12 protein-coding genes are annotated in these 13,943 nt (G+C 70.9%); 3 read left to right on the plus strand and 9 right to left on the minus strand.

Features of this window, described 5'->3' with window-relative positions:
* Nucleotides 1–114: 114 nt before the first annotated feature.
* Nucleotides 115–1,026 carry an SGNH/GDSL hydrolase family protein gene (locus tag ABZT04_RS40965; RefSeq protein ID WP_356064377.1) on the plus strand — a complete coding sequence of 304 codons (912 nt, stop codon included), beginning with the start codon at nt 115–117 and terminating at the stop codon, nt 1,024–1,026.
* Here the strand turns inward: ABZT04_RS40965 and ABZT04_RS40970 are convergent.
* The 9 genes from ABZT04_RS40970 to ABZT04_RS41010 form a co-directional block, all read right to left on the minus strand.
* Nucleotides 980–1,678 carry a TetR family transcriptional regulator C-terminal domain-containing protein gene (locus ABZT04_RS40970; protein WP_356064381.1) on the minus strand — a complete coding sequence of 233 codons (699 nt, stop codon included), beginning with the start codon at nt 1,676–1,678 and terminating at the stop codon, nt 980–982. The genes ABZT04_RS40965 and ABZT04_RS40970 overlap by 47 nt on opposite strands.
* Nucleotides 1,645–3,651 (minus strand): CocE/NonD family hydrolase, encoded by a 2,007-nt coding sequence (locus tag ABZT04_RS40975; protein ID WP_356064384.1) that lies wholly within the window; start codon nt 3,649–3,651, stop codon nt 1,645–1,647. The genes ABZT04_RS40970 and ABZT04_RS40975 overlap by 34 nt, the downstream gene beginning before the upstream one ends.
* The gene (locus ABZT04_RS40980) at nt 3,648–5,378 is read right to left on the minus strand and encodes an ABC transporter ATP-binding protein (protein ID WP_356064387.1); all 1,731 of its coding nucleotides are present in this window, start codon (nt 5,376–5,378) and stop codon (nt 3,648–3,650) included. Before ABZT04_RS40980 ends, ABZT04_RS40975 begins: the two co-directional genes overlap by 4 nt.
* A complete protein-coding gene (locus tag ABZT04_RS40985) occupies nt 5,378–6,256 on the minus strand; it encodes an ABC transporter permease (protein WP_356064390.1) in 879 nt (292 codons plus the stop codon). The genes ABZT04_RS40980 and ABZT04_RS40985 overlap by 1 nt, the downstream gene beginning before the upstream one ends.
* Nucleotides 6,253–7,209 carry an ABC transporter permease gene (locus tag ABZT04_RS40990; protein ID WP_356064393.1) on the minus strand — a complete coding sequence of 319 codons (957 nt, stop codon included), beginning with the start codon at nt 7,207–7,209 and terminating at the stop codon, nt 6,253–6,255. The genes ABZT04_RS40985 and ABZT04_RS40990 overlap by 4 nt, the downstream gene beginning before the upstream one ends.
* Nucleotides 7,210–7,211: 2 nt before the next feature.
* A complete protein-coding gene (locus tag ABZT04_RS40995; protein WP_356064396.1) occupies nt 7,212–8,795 on the minus strand; it encodes an ABC transporter substrate-binding protein in 1,584 nt (527 codons plus the stop codon).
* A 163-nt stretch (nt 8,796–8,958) separates the two neighbouring features.
* Nucleotides 8,959–9,717 (minus strand): ABC transporter permease, encoded by a 759-nt coding sequence (locus ABZT04_RS41000; protein WP_356064399.1) that lies wholly within the window; start codon nt 9,715–9,717, stop codon nt 8,959–8,961.
* Nucleotides 9,714–10,514 (minus strand): methyltransferase domain-containing protein, encoded by an 801-nt coding sequence (locus ABZT04_RS41005; RefSeq protein ID WP_356064402.1) that lies wholly within the window; start codon nt 10,512–10,514, stop codon nt 9,714–9,716. Before ABZT04_RS41005 ends, ABZT04_RS41000 begins: the two co-directional genes overlap by 4 nt.
* 5 nt (nt 10,515–10,519) lie before the next feature.
* Nucleotides 10,520–11,554 carry an ABC transporter substrate-binding protein gene (locus ABZT04_RS41010; RefSeq protein WP_356064405.1) on the minus strand — a complete coding sequence of 345 codons (1,035 nt, stop codon included), beginning with the start codon at nt 11,552–11,554 and terminating at the stop codon, nt 10,520–10,522.
* 153 nt (nt 11,555–11,707) lie between these two features.
* Between ABZT04_RS41010 and ABZT04_RS41015 the strand changes: the two genes are divergently transcribed.
* Both ABZT04_RS41015 and ABZT04_RS41020 read left to right on the plus strand, forming a co-directional pair.
* Nucleotides 11,708–12,466 (plus strand): ABC transporter ATP-binding protein, encoded by a 759-nt coding sequence (locus ABZT04_RS41015; protein ID WP_356064408.1) that lies wholly within the window; start codon nt 11,708–11,710, stop codon nt 12,464–12,466.
* A 51-nt stretch (nt 12,467–12,517) separates the two neighbouring features.
* A partial coding sequence (locus ABZT04_RS41020; protein WP_356064411.1) for a glycoside hydrolase family 127 protein occupies nt 12,518–13,943 on the plus strand: 1,426 nt, incomplete at its 3' end.

Raw genomic sequence — 13,943 nt, forward strand, 5'->3', positions numbered from 1 at the left:
CCCCCGCGCGGCGCCTACCGGGAGCGGTCGGGAGTCGTCGGGCACCTTCCTCCTTCCGTCCCGCTGTGCTTGCCTGGGGAGCCGTTTTCCGGTGCGCGGGGCGGGAGTTGCCGTATGCGGAAGCCGTGGATCGTGGGTGTGGTGCTGGCCGGAGTGCTGCTCGGCGCGTGCACGGACCCGGTGTCCGGGCCCGAAGTCGCCCCGCCCACACCCTCCGTGCCGACCACCGCACCACGACAGGAGCCGGCCTCGCCCAGCGCGGTCGCGAAGTCGGCACCCGGCGTGCTGTACCTCGGGGACTCCCTTGCGATGGAGAGCCAGAACGTGCTCGGGCGGGAACTCCGCTCCACCTTGGACGCGACGTACACGAGCGCCCCGTACTCGGGGACGACTCCGTGCGACTACCTGGAGGGCGCGAAGAAGGGTTCGCTGGTCCCGGACGCGGACAAGGCCGCCGCGCTGGTGCGTTCACTGCACCCGGACTACGTGGTGCTGCAGTTCTGGGGCAACGCGTGGGCCTACACGCCCTGCATGGACGGGATCACCTACGCCGCCGACCGGGAGACGTACTTCGCCCGCTACAAGGCCGACATCAGGAGGCTCACCGCGCAGATCGCGGCCGCCGGGGGCGCGCGACGCCCCACGATCGTCTGGGTGTTGCAGGGCCCCGACCCGATCACGCCCGAGCGCGTCCGGGCCGTCAACGCGCTCTACGCGGCGCAGGCCCGGTCCACGGGCGACATCGTCGCCGACGCCGGCAAGACCGTGAGTCCCGCCGGAGCCCGCTACACCTGGGCCCAGTACCTGCCCTGCACCGCCTACGAACGCGCCCACCCCGACTACTGCACCCAGCCCGGCAACGACCGCACGGCCCTGCACCTCGACACGGACTACCTGCACTTCTGCCTGGTGCCGACGACCTCGAAGCCCAGACCTTGTCCCGTCCCCTCCCCCGGCATCCTGCGGATCGCCCGTGAGATCACCCGGGTGATCGGCGCCCCAACTCCGTCTCGATCAGACGGTTGAGGTGCCGACGGGCGTCCTGGGTGCTCAACGGCGGTGTCTGCCGCAGCCGTTGGAGGGCGAGGCCGTCGGCGAGGGCGGCGAAGCGGACCGTGAAGCCGCCGAGGTCGTCGGAGTCGAACTCGCCGTCGGCGACGCCCCGTTCGGCCAGCGCGCGGATCTGCCGGTGCCAGTCCTCGTAGCGCCGGGCCTGTCCGCTGCTGAAGGCCGCGTCCGTGCCCTGCTCACCCGCGTTCCAGTAGTCGAACCACATCCGCCAGTGCCGGTCGGTGTCCTCGGTGAACAGCGCGTCCACGAGCAGCCGCAGCGCCTCGGCCCCGCTGGTCGCCTGCTCGGCGGCCTCGCTCAACTCGGCGTAGTAGCGCTCGATGTGCAGGACCATCGCCTCGGAGAGGATCTCCTGCACACTGCCGAAGTGGTAGGTGACGGTGCCGACGGAGACCCCGGCGGCGGCGGCCACGTCCCGCACGCCGACCGAGGCGTAGCCGCGTTCCGCTATCAGCGGGACGGCCGCCTCGACGATGAGCCGGCGGCGCACCTCGGTGGGCTGCCGGGTGCGGTCGGCGGCCGCGACGGCACGACGCGGGGACCTGGCGGTCGGCTGCGGCTGCTTGGCGGCCGTCATCCCGACGTCCTCGGGGTGGTGCGGTGCCATGCGCGCTTGGCCACTGTCTCTCCGTTCGCCCGTGCTTCGACGCGACTGTCCATGACGAAGTCGTCGGCCGTGGCGCGCAGCTCCGTCCGCGCCATGATCTCAGCGTCCCACTCGTCCCCGCGCCGCAACCGGACACGCCACTCCGACACGGCGTGCGCGGACAGCGGGTCGTCGCTCCGGATGCGGTACGTCTCCCGCGCGCTCTCCTCGTAGCGCAGCCCGTCGGGATACGTCCGCGATCCCCCGTAGTTGGGGTCGACCTCCAGCGTCCACTCCCCCTTGGCGACATCGTGCGTGACCAGCCGCTCGGGCGTCGGCTCGGCCGGCCGGTCGTAGGTCACGTCGAGCGGTACCGCCTGCTCGGGCTCCTCGAAGCGGATCACCGGCTCGTCCCCCGCCTCCCGCAGGGGCAGCAGTACGGCGCTCTCGGCCGGTACGACCCGCAGCTCACCGCGCTCGCCGTGCGGCCACACCCACGGCCAGTAGGTGTCGGACACGGCGAGCCGGATCCGGTGCCCCGGCGGGACCGCGTAGCCGATGCCGGTCAGCTCGAACTCGACGTCCTCGTACGTCCCCGGCGTCCACTCGACGGCCCGGTCACGCCCGTGTCGGCTCAGCAGGTTGAGCACGCCCCGGGTGACGAGCGTGGACGAGCCGTCCGGGGCGACATCGCAGAGGCGGGCGACGACATGGGCCCGTGGAGTGGCGCTGTCGAGGCGCAGCCGGACGCGCGGGCGGCCGAGGATCTCGGCGCGTTCGGTGAGCGGCTCGGAGTCGAAGCAGACCGAACGGCCGTCCTCCTCACGCTGGTCCGGCGGCAGATCGCTCGCGTTCCCGAAGGGGAAGAAGCGTCCGGCGTCGAGTCCGGTGTGCTGCGGGGAGCACACGAGGACGGGCTCGGCGCCGGCGCCAAGGACTCGTGCGTCACAACGCACCTTTGCGCTCGGCCAGTTGACGTCACCCACCCACCGACCGGGCAGCACGTCGTACGACGTCCGCGGCGGGACCGGGTCGGTGATCCAGGCCCGCAGCAGGGGCTCGTCCATGGCTTCCGTGTCGATGCCCTTGAGGTGCTGGTCCCACCAGCGCAGAGTCTCCTGGAGGAAGCCGATCGCGGGGCCGGGCGGCAGCCCCCGGTCGGGGTACTGGTGCGACCACGGCCCGACGATCCCCCGGACGCGGTCCCCGGGCAGGTGCTCGACGAGCCGCAGGACGGCGTCCCGGTAGGGGTCGTTCCAGCCGCCGACGGCGAGGACAGCGGCATCGATCGTGCCGTAGTCCTCGCAGACGCTGCCGTGCTTCCAGTAGTCGTCGCGCTGCTGGTGTGCGAGCCAGGTGTGCAGGAAGGGTTCGAGGGCGTCGAGGCGCTCGCGCCACATCGGCAGCCAGCGGTCGGCGCCGACGTTCGCGGGGTCCGGCGGGCGGGACGCGAAGGCGAGCATGGTGCCTGCCCAGGCGAGCATGTCGATGCCCAGGACGGCGCCGCCGGTGTAGTGGACGTCGTTGTCGTAGCGGTCGTCGGTCGAGCAGACGGTGACGATCGCCTTGAGGGGTTCGGGTGCCAGGGCCGCGATCTGGAGCGAGTTGAAGCCGCCCCAGGAGATACCGAACATACCGACCTTGCCGGTGCACCAGGCTTGCGCGGCAAGCCAGTTGACGACGTCGACGCCGTCGGCGAGTTCCTGCTCGTCGTACTCGTCCCCGGGCACGCCTTCGCTGTCGCCGTGGCCACGGATGTCGACGCGGACGGAGGCGTAGCCGTGGCCCGCGTACCAGGGGTGGCGCTGGGCGTCGCGGGGCGCGGTCCAGTCGCTCTTGCGGTAGGGGAGGTATTCGAGCAGCGCGGGCACGGGGTCCGACTCGGCGTCGGCGGGGCGCCAGATGCGGGCGTGCAGCCGGGTCCTCCCGTCCCGGGTGGGGATCCAGACGTCCTCGCGGACGACCCGGCGCTCGAACTGCTCGCGGTACTTCACGAAACTCCTTCCGCCACGGGGGCGTTGAGCGGGTGCCAGCGTCGGACGCGGTGGCCGTCCTCGCCGTGGTCGGTCCAGATGTCGTCCCCTTCCGCCGCGTCGGCCCAGTCGGCGGTGTCGTCGACGTAGGGCCGCGCGTCGGGGTCGGGTTCGAGTGCGGCGGCCATCAGTTGGCGGGTGTAGGGGTGGCGGGGGTCGGCGAACACGGCTTCCGTGGGGCCCTCTTCGACGACGACTCCGTGGCGCAGTACGACGACGCGGTCCGCGATGCCCCGTACGACGGCAAGGTCGTGGCTGATGAACAGGCAGGCCAGGTCCCGTTCGCGCCGGAGGTCGTCGAGGAGGCGGAGTACATCGGCCTGGACGGAGACGTCCAGGGCGGTGGTGATCTCGTCGGCGATCAGCACGTCCGGCTCGCCCGCCAACGCCCTCGCGATGCCGATGCGTTGGCGCTGACCGCCGGAGAGCTGGGCGGGGAGCCGGTCGGCGAGGGCCGGGTCGAGCCGTACGTCGGAGATGAGCCGCCGGGCCCGCTCGGCCGCCTCCGTACGGTCGGCCGCCGTGCCGAAGAACCGCAGCGGGTGCCGGACCGCGTCGCCCACGGAGCGGCGGGGGTTGAGCGAGGTGTCCGCGTTCTGGAAGACGAGCTGGACCCGGCGCCGCAGGGACAGCGGCCGTCGCTGGGCCGGCCGGGCCAGGTCGCCGTCCTCGTGGCGCATGGTGCCACCGGAGGGGGTGCGCAGTCCGGCCAGGGTCCACGCGAGGGTGGACTTGCCGCTGCCCGACTCGCCGACGAGGGCGAGGACTTCGCCGCGCCGGACGTCGAAGGAGACACCGTGCACGGCCCGGGTGCTGCCGTAGTCGACGGTGACGTCCCGCGCGGACACGGCCACCGGGGCGTCGGCGGGCACCTCGGCCTTCGGCCTGACCTCGCGCTCCCCCGTCTCGCCGACGACCGCGAGACCGGTGTCGTCGAGGCGCGGCACGCTCGCCAACAGGCGCCGGGTGTACGGGTCCTGGGGCTGGGCGAAGAGCTGCCGGGTGGGCGCCGACTCCACCGCCCGGCCCGAGCGCAGGACGGTCACCTCGTCGGCCATGTGGGCGACGACACCGAGGTCATGGCTCACCAGCACAGCGGCCAGGCCGAGTTCGTCGCGCAGGGCGGCGATCAGGTCGAGGACGCCGCGCTGGGTGACGACGTCCAGGCCGGTCGTCGGCTCGTCCAGGACCAGCACCTTGGGCCGGGCGGCGATGGCCATGGCGATGGCGACGCGCTGCTGCTGGCCGCCGGAGAGCTCGTGCGAATAGCGGCGGGCCAACTCCGCCGGGCGCGGCAGTCGTACCTGTTCCAACAGTTCTACGACGGGCACGTCGCCGGCCGCCTCGGCGATCTGCCGTCCGATACGCATGGAGGGGGTGAGGGCGTGGCCGGCGTTCTGGCCGACCATCGCGACCGTGCCGCCGCGCAGGCGCCGCAACTCCCGTGCGGGCAGGGCGAATACGTCGGCGCCGGCCACCTGCACCGATCCTGCGGTGATCCGTGAGCCGTGGCGCAGATGTCCGAGGAGGGTCGCGGCGACGGTCGACTTGCCGCTGCCCGACTCGCCGACCAGCGCGTGCGTCCGCCCCTCGGCGACGTCGAGCGACAACTCGTGCACGACGGGCACGTCCCGGCCGCCCGAACGGTAGGCCACGGACAGGGAGTTGACGGAAACGATCGGGGTCATCAGGAGCCCTCCCTGATCCGGTCGACGCCCCACGCCTTGGACAGGCCGTCGGCCGCGAGGTTGAGCCCGACCACGAGAGTGGCCAGGGCGATGATGGGAGCGAGGCCGGCCATCGGGACCACGGTGATGGCGGTGCGGTTCTCGGCGACCATCAACCCCCAGTCGGGGGTGGGCGGGTCGGCGCCGAAGCCGAGGAAGGACAGCGAGGAGATCAGCAGCACGACCCAGGAGGCCCGCATCGCGAACTCCACGCACACCACGTCCGTGATGTTCGGCAGGATCTCCCGGCGCAGGATCGACCAGGTGCTCTCGCCACGGGCGCGGGCGGCGGTCACGTAGTCGGCGGGGACGACCGCGAGCGCGGCGCCCCGGACGACGCGGATGACCTGCGGGACGTAGACGATCGCGACGGCGAGGACGATGACCGCCGGACCGGTGCCGAGTGCGGTCACGACGACGAGGAGTGCCAGGACCGCCGGGATGGACAGGATCGCGTCCAGCACCCGTCCCAGGACGTCGTCGAACCAGCCGCCGCGCAGGGCCGCCGCGCAGCCGATCACCGTGCCGAGGGCGACGGTGAGGACGGTGGCCGCGACGGAGACGCCGAGGGCGTACCTGCCGCCGTACAGGACGCGGGCGAGAACGTCGCGGCCGTACTGGTCGGTGCCGGCCCAGTGGCTCCAACTCGGGCCGAGCAAGGCGTGGTTGGCGTCGTTGGCGATGGGGTCGTAGGAGGTGAGGAGGGGAGCGAGCAGGGCGATCAGGACGTGTACGGCGACGATGGCGAGGCCGACGAGCGCCGTGCGGGAGATGCTCAGAGTGCGCCAGGCGCGGGTACCGCGTGCGGCGATGGTCGGTGCGGTGTCGAGCGTGGTCATCGGGTCCTCCCTCGGGTGCGGAGCCTGGGGTCGAGGGCCATGGTCGCCAGGTCGGCCGCGAGGTTGCAGACGACGTAGACGACCGCGCTGATCAGGGCGATGGCCTGGATGGTGGGCAGGTCGCGGTTCTGCACCGAGGAGAGCATCAGCTTGCCGATGCCCGGGTAGTTGAAGACGTTCTCGACGACGGCGACCCCGCCGACCAGCCAGGCGATGTTGAGCGCGATGACGTGCAGGGTGGGCAGCAGGGCGCTGGGCAGGGCGTGCCGGGTGACGACCCGCCAGGTGGTCAGGCCCTTGAGGCGGGCGGTGGTGACGTACTCGGTGGCCATCACGTCGATGACCGAGGTGCGGGCCATGCGGACGATGTACGCGGCCATCACCACGGCGAGTGCGAGGGCGGGGAGCCATACGGCGGGCAGGAGTTGGCCGACGGTGGCGTCGGGGCCGTAGAGGACGACCGCGGGGAACCAAGGGAGCGCGACCGAGAAGCACAGGACGAGGACGGTGGCCACGACGAACTCGGGGACGCTCATGCCGATGAGGCTGACGGTGGAGATGAGGTGGTCGGGCCAGCGGTCGCGGTACAGGCCCGCGAGGATGCCGAGGACGATCGAGCCGGTGACCGCGAAGAGGACGGTGACGACGGCGATCAGCGCGGAGTTGCCGAGGTACATGGACACTTCGCCGCCGACGGCCTTGCCGGAGACGAGGGAGGTGCCGAAGTCGCCGTGCAGGGCGCCGCGCACCCAGTGGAAGTACCGCTCCCAGGCGGGCTGGTCGAGCCCCAGCTTGGTGCGCAGGGCGGCCACCGCGTCGGGGGTCGCGTCCTTGCCGAGGACCTGGGTGGCCACGTCGCCGGGCAGCGCCTGGACGGCGAGGAAGACGAGGACGGAGGAGAGGAAGAGCGTGCCAACGGCCGCTGCGATGCGGCGCGTTATGAAGGAGAGCATGGTCAGGCTCCCTTCAGGCCGATGCCCAGATAGTCGAACTCGAAGCCGTACTCGGCGTATCCGCGTACCTTGCGGGAGATGCCGACGAGCCGGTCGGCGAACATCGGGGTCATCGCCCCGCCCTTCTCGATCACCAACTGCTGTGCCTGGCCGTACAGTTCGCGCCGCTTGGTGTCGTCGAGCTCGGCGCGGGCACGGTCGAGCACGGCGTCGAAGTCCTTGTCGGACCACGCGGTCTCGTTGTAGGAGGAGCCGCTGCGGAAGATCTGGGTGAAGAGCTGGTCGACGGGGCGGCCGGTGAACCAGTAGGTGGCCATCAGCGGCTTCTTCATCCAGATCTGGGTGTAGTAGGAGTCCGCGGAGGCCGTCTTGACCCTGATCCGGATGCCGGCCCGCTTCGCGGAGTCCTGGTAGGCGAGGGCCATCGGTGTGAACAGCGGGTCGTAGGACGAGGTGTAGAGGTCCATGGCCAGGCCTTCGTGACCGGCCTGCTTCAGCAGGTACTTGGCCTGTTCCGGGTCGTGTTTCGGGTGTGCGGTGATGTGCGCGGGGTCGCTCGGGGGTACGGGGTTGTCCCAGCCGGCGGTGCCCGCGCCCTGGAGGGCGACCTTCACCACGTGCTCGGGGTCGTAGGCGAGCTTCATGGCCTGGCGGACACGCACGTCGGTAAAGGGCTTCTCGGTGGTGAGCATCGGGAGGACGTACCACTGGGCGTTCTTCACGCGGGCGATGGTGGCGCGGTCGGAGGCGGCGACCACGCGGGCGGTCGCGAAGTCGAGGTTGGTCTGCGAGAGCAGGTCAACTTGCCCTGCGAGCAAGGCGTTTGAGCGGGCCGACATGTCGGCGACCGAGTAGAAGGCGATGGCGTCGAGCACCGGGCGGCCCGCCCAGTGGTCCTTGTACGCGGTGACGCGGCCGGGGCCCGCCGGTGCGAACGACTCCAGCTTGAAGGGGCCGGTGCCGATGCCGGTGCGGCCGACGGACTTCGCGCTGCCGTCCGGGACGACGTAGCAGTTGTAGTGCGTCAGGAGGCTCGGGAACTCGGCGTTCGGCGTCTTCAGCGGGACCACGAGGGTGTGGGCGTCGGGCGTGCCCAGCTTCGCCGGGTCGATGAGCGGGGCGAGCACGGCGGCCTGCGGCGAGGCAGTCGCCTTGTCGAGGATGTGGCGCAGCGTGTAGGCGGCGTCGGCTGAGGTGAAGGCGCGGCCGTTGTGGAAGGTGACGCCCTTGCGGAGGTGGAAGGTCCAGGTGCGGGCCTTGGCGTCGGGCTCCCAGGACTCGGCGAGGTCGGGTGCCAGTTCGCCGTCCGCGCCGATGCGGACGAGCCGGTTGTAGAGGGCGCCCAGGTATTCGTACGCCGACAGCGAGCTTGCAGGATCGAGCGTCTCGGCGTCGGAGGCGGGCGGCCGGGCGATGCGCAGGGTGCCGCCTCGGTCGGGGGCGCCCTTCCGGGCGGCGGCCGGCAGGACGGGGGCGGCCGCCGCCCCGGTACAGCCGGTCAGCAGCCAGGACCCGCCGAGCGCCACGGCCGAGGCGACGCCCGCGGCGAGCACCGACCGGCGTCCCGGGTGGTGGATGTCGGACATGTACCGACCGTCCTTGTCGCTATCCGTTCAGCTATTCGTTCAGCCGAACGATTGAGTGAAGTGCGTGAACGATAACGAGGGGATGGTTTCCCGCCAACCCTTTGGGCGCGGAAATTAACGTCCGAAACGCAGTGGTTACCGGCTGGAGTCGCGCGGGGCTGGCTCAGCCGGTGATCTCGCGGGCCCAGGGCAGCAGTGCCCGCTCGGCGAGGACGACCGCGTAGAAGAGCAGCACACTCATGGCGCTGAGCAGGGCCATCGCGGCGAACGCGAGGGGGGTGTCGGCGTTGCCGCCGGAGGCCACGATGACGTAGCCGAGGCCCTGGTCACCGCCCGCGAACTCGCCGACCACCGCGCCGACGACGGCCAGGGTGACGCCGAGGCGCAGGCCGGTGAAGACCTGGGGCAGGGCCCAGGGGATGCGCAGCTTGCGGTAGGTCTGCCAGCGGGAGGCGGTGAGGGAGTGGGCCAGCTCGGTCAGCTCCAGGGGGACCGAGGTCAGTCCGGCCATCGCCGACACGACCACGGGGAACCAGGCGAGCAGGGCCACCATGAACACTTTCGGTGCCGTGCCGAAGCCGAGCCAGACCACGAGGAGCGGTGCCACCGCGATCTTCGGTACGGCGTTCACGGCGACCAGCAGCGGCATGACCGCGCGTTCCACACCGCGGGAGGCGGTGAGCAGTACAGCGGTCGCGAGTCCCGCGCCGACGGCGAGACCGAAGCCGACGGCCGTCTCGGTGAACGTCTGCCAGGTCTGCCGGAGCAGATAGCCCGGCAGCCGGTCGAAGGCGTGGACGACGTCGGGTGGCGACGGCAGCAGGAACGGCCGGATGCCGAAGGCGACCGTCACCAGCCACCATCCGGCGAGGGCGCACACGGCGGCGAGGACCGGCGGTCCCGCCGCGAGGACGCGTCTCACGCCTGGGGCCTGCGGCCGATGGTCGAGTAGGTGAAGTGGCCGCGCAGCAGGAGCCGGGGGTCGGCGACCAGTCGGCTCAGCTCGTCCAGTTCGGCCGCGGTCATGCCCGCCGCCAGGAAGTCATCCCGCGCCTGGGCGATGTTCGCGCCGATCAGCAGCGCGCCCGGGGTGCCGCCCGGCCAGGACCGGGAGTGGATCACGGTGTCGATGTCGGTGAGGCCCGCGTCCAGCATGGCGGCGGGCACGCGTCCCGCCCAGGTCGGGTCGTTGCCGTGGGCGGGCAGCACGCGTTCGACGAGCAACTCGTGGTAGCGGTCGACCAGGTGGGCGGCACGTGGAGTGGGGGCGGCCAGCACCAGCTTGCGGAAGGTCGTCTCGAAGTCCTCCACCACCAGTGCGCCACCGGGTGCGAGGGCTTCCGCGAGCCTTTGCAGCACGGTCTCGCGTCCGGGCAGGTGCAGCAGCACCAGCCGGGCATGGATCAGGTCCCAGGGACCGTCCGGCACCGGTTCGCTCTCCAGGTCGTGCACGAGCACGTCGTACGGCGGACTCGGCGGCAGATGACGGGTGTTGACATCGGTGGCCAGCACCCGCCCCGTCGGTCCCGTCGCCCGGTCGAGCCAGGTGGCGATGCTGCCGCCCCCGGCGCCGGTCTCCAGACAGCGCAGGCCGGTCAGGTCGCCGAGGGAGGAGAGCCGCGAGATGGTGAACTCGTCCAGGATGGCGGGGAGTTGGCCGTGCCGGTCGACGGCTTCGGGGTGGTCGTTGTCGAAGACGTACGAGAGCGGGGTCTCCACGGCCGTCAACTCGCCTTCATGGCGGCGAAGTCGACGACGTTCTGCGGTGTCATCCCGGGCTGGATGACACCGGCGCTCTGCAGGCTGGTGATGGCCCGCTGCATCCGTGCCTCGGTGATCAGGCCGATGCTCTCCGTGCCCTCGGCTGTCACGGACGGGGTCATGAGCTTGATCTCCGCCGTCGCGGCGGCGGCGTCCGTCTCCGGATGCTTGGAATGCAGCAACTTCCCTGCCTCGTCGGGGTGTTGGATCGTGTACTTCAGCCCCTTGAGCAGCGCGGTGCGGAAGCGCTTGACCAGGTCCGGGCTCTTCGCGGCGAGGGAGGCCGAGGTGACGGTCGCGTTGCCGTACAGGTCGGGCAGGTAGGTGCTGTAGGGGAACACCACGACATGCTTCGACCGGGCCTGCACGGTGGCCTTCTCGATGGTGGGCCGGCCGATGAGGAACGTGCTCAGCGCGTCGGCCTTTCCGCTGGCGAGGGCCGGGCCCAACTGGACGGGCTGGACGGCGATCCAGCGGACGCCGGTGGTGTCGATGCCGGCGAGCTTGGCATAGCCGGGGAAGAGCATCTGGTTCACGGAGTTGGCGGCGGCCGCGATCCGCTTGCCCTTGAGGTCCTTCGGGGTGGCGATGCCCGAGCCCTGCATCGCCATGATGGAGACCAGGGTGCGCTGATGGACGGCGAGCACGGCGCGGAAGTCGCGATAGGCCGTGGAGTTCTTGGCTCCGGCGGAAATCATCGCGCCCGTCAGGTCGAGGGTCGTGAACTGCGCCTTTCCGGAGGCGAGGGCCTTGAGGTTCTCTCCGGCGGCTTTTCCGAGTTCGATCTGTACGTCGATTCCGGCGTCCCGGAAATAGCCCTTCTGCTCGGCCACCCAGGCGAAGGCGTCCCGTCCCGCCGCGCCGAAGGCGGTGACGTAGGTGATGTGGTCCTTGGCCGAACTCTTGGTATTCGAGCCCGAGTTGGAGTCGCAGGCAGCGGCAGCCAGGAGCGTGAGCGTCGCGCAGAGCACCGTGGCCGTACGGTTCGAGCGGATCATGCGACCTCGCCTGTGGGGGAATGGGTGGGGGACGACGGCAGTCGGTGGGGGTTATCGCCGGGGTCGCGATCCGGAAAAGCGTACGCGGGTATGCCACAATCCAGCAGAGCGATTTTCGGTACTCCGCGCACGGCGGCCGACGGGAGTCGACGCGTGATCCAATTACGGGGCGTTTCCAAGGAGTTCACGCATCGGCGGGGTTCCGTCGAAGCGCTTCACGGCATCGATCTGGAGGCCGCCGACGGTGAGTTCGTGGCGGTCGTCGGGCGTTCCGGTTGCGGGAAGTCGACGCTGCTGCGGCTGATCGCCGGGCTGGTACCGCCGACGCGGGGAGAGGTCATGGTGGGCGGCCGTGCCGTCACCGGGCCGCGCCCCGACTGCGCCGTCCTCTTCCAGCGTCCGGCGCTGCTGCCGTGGCGGTCGGTACTGGACAATGTGCTGCTGCCTGCGGAGATCGCCGGCGAGCGGCGCAACGGCGCGCGGAAACTTGCGCTGGAGCTGATCGGGACGATGGGCCTGGACGGCTTCCAGCGGCGGCTGCCGCACGAGCTGTCCGGCGGGATGCAGCAGCGGGTGGCGCTGTGCCGGTCGCTCATGCGGCGGCCCCGGGTGCTGCTGATGGACGAGCCGTTCTCCGCGCTCGACGCGCTCACCCGGGACGAGTTGTGCGCCGAGTTGCAGCGGACGCACCGCGAGCATCCGTCGACCGTCGTCCTCGTCACCCACTCCGTCGACGAGGCGGTGCTGCTCGCCGATCGGGTGGTGGTACTCACTCCCCGCCCCGGCCGAATCCGTACGGTCCTCGACATCACCCTGCCCCGGCCGCGCACCCGCGCCGAGGCCGGCCAGGCGGAACAACTGGCCGGGCGGGCGGCCGATTTGCACGCCCTGCTGCTGAACAGCGACACCTGATCCGCACCGGCAACGGCAACCCCAACCCCTCGGCATGCGAAGGATTTGGTGATGACCCCACCCCTGGGCAGACGTCAGTTGCTCGCCGCCGCAGGTGCCACCTCGGCGGCCCTCGCCGTCACCGGCGGCGGAACCGCCCACGCCGCACCCCGAGCCGCCACCACCCGCACCCGCCCCTTCCCGCTCACCGCCGTGACCCTGCTGGACAGTCCGTTCCGGGACAACCAGCGCCGCAACTCGGCCTATCTGCGCTTCGTCGACCTCGACCGGTTGCTGCACACCTTCCGCACCAACGTCGGCCTGCCCAGCGACGCCCAGCCCTGCGGTGGGTGGGAGGGGCCGGACGTGGAACTACGCGGCCACTCCACCGGGCATCTGCTCTCCGGACTCGCCCTCGCGTACGCCAACACCGGTGACAGGGCGCTGCGTTCCAAGGGGCGCGCACTCGTAGCCGAGCTGGCGAAGTGTCAGAAGGCTTCCTCCGCAGCCGGTTTCGGCGCGGGATACCTGTCCGCGTTCCCGGAGAGTTTCTTCGACCGGCTGGAGGCCGGGACCGGGGTGTGGGCGCCGTACTACACGATCCACAAGATCATGGCGGGGCTCGTCGAGCAGTACCGGCTGGCCGGGAACGAGCAGGCCCTGGACGTCGTGCTCCAGCAGGCGCGCTGGGTCGACGCGCGGACCGCGAGGCTGTCGTACGAGCAGATGCAGCGGGTGCTGGAGACCGAGTTCGGCGGGATGAACGACGTGCTCGCCGATCTGCACTCCCTCACCGGTGACGGCGTCTGGCTCGACGTGGCCGAACGCTTCACCCACGCCCGCGTCTTCGATCCCCTCGCCCGCAACGAGGACCGGCTCGCCGGACTGCACGCCAACACCCAGATCCCGAAGATGGTCGGTGCGCTGCGGCTGTGGGAGGAGGGCCTGCCCGACCGGTACCGGACCATCGCCGCGAACTTCTGGGAGATCGTCACCGGGCACCACTCGTACGTCATCGGCGGAAACAGCAACGGCGAGGCCTTCCACGAACCGGACGTCGTGGCAGGGCAGTTGTCCGACAACACCTGCGAGAACTGCAACAGCTACAACATGCTCAAGCTGACCCGGCTGCTGCACCTGCACACGCCGGACCGCACGGAGCTGCTCGACTTCTACGAACGCGTGCTGTTCAACCAGATGCTGGGCGAGCAGGACCCGGACTCGGAGCACGGCTTCAACATCTACTACACGGGTCTGGCACCCGGCTCGTTCAAGCGCCAGCCCTCGTTCATGGGCGCGGATCCGGACGTGTACTCCACGGACTACGACAACTTCTCGTGCGACCACGGCACCGGCATGGAGACGCAGGCCAAGTTCGCCGACACGATCTACACACACGACGAACTCGGCCTGCTGGTCAACCTGTTCATCCCGTCCGAGGTCGTCTGGCGGGAGCGGGGCATCACCTGGCGGCAGACCACCGGCTTCCCGGACCGCT

Source organism: Streptomyces sp. NPDC005492 (assembly GCF_040605995.1).
In the GTDB taxonomy this organism is placed as follows: domain Bacteria; phylum Actinomycetota; class Actinomycetes; order Streptomycetales; family Streptomycetaceae; genus Streptomyces.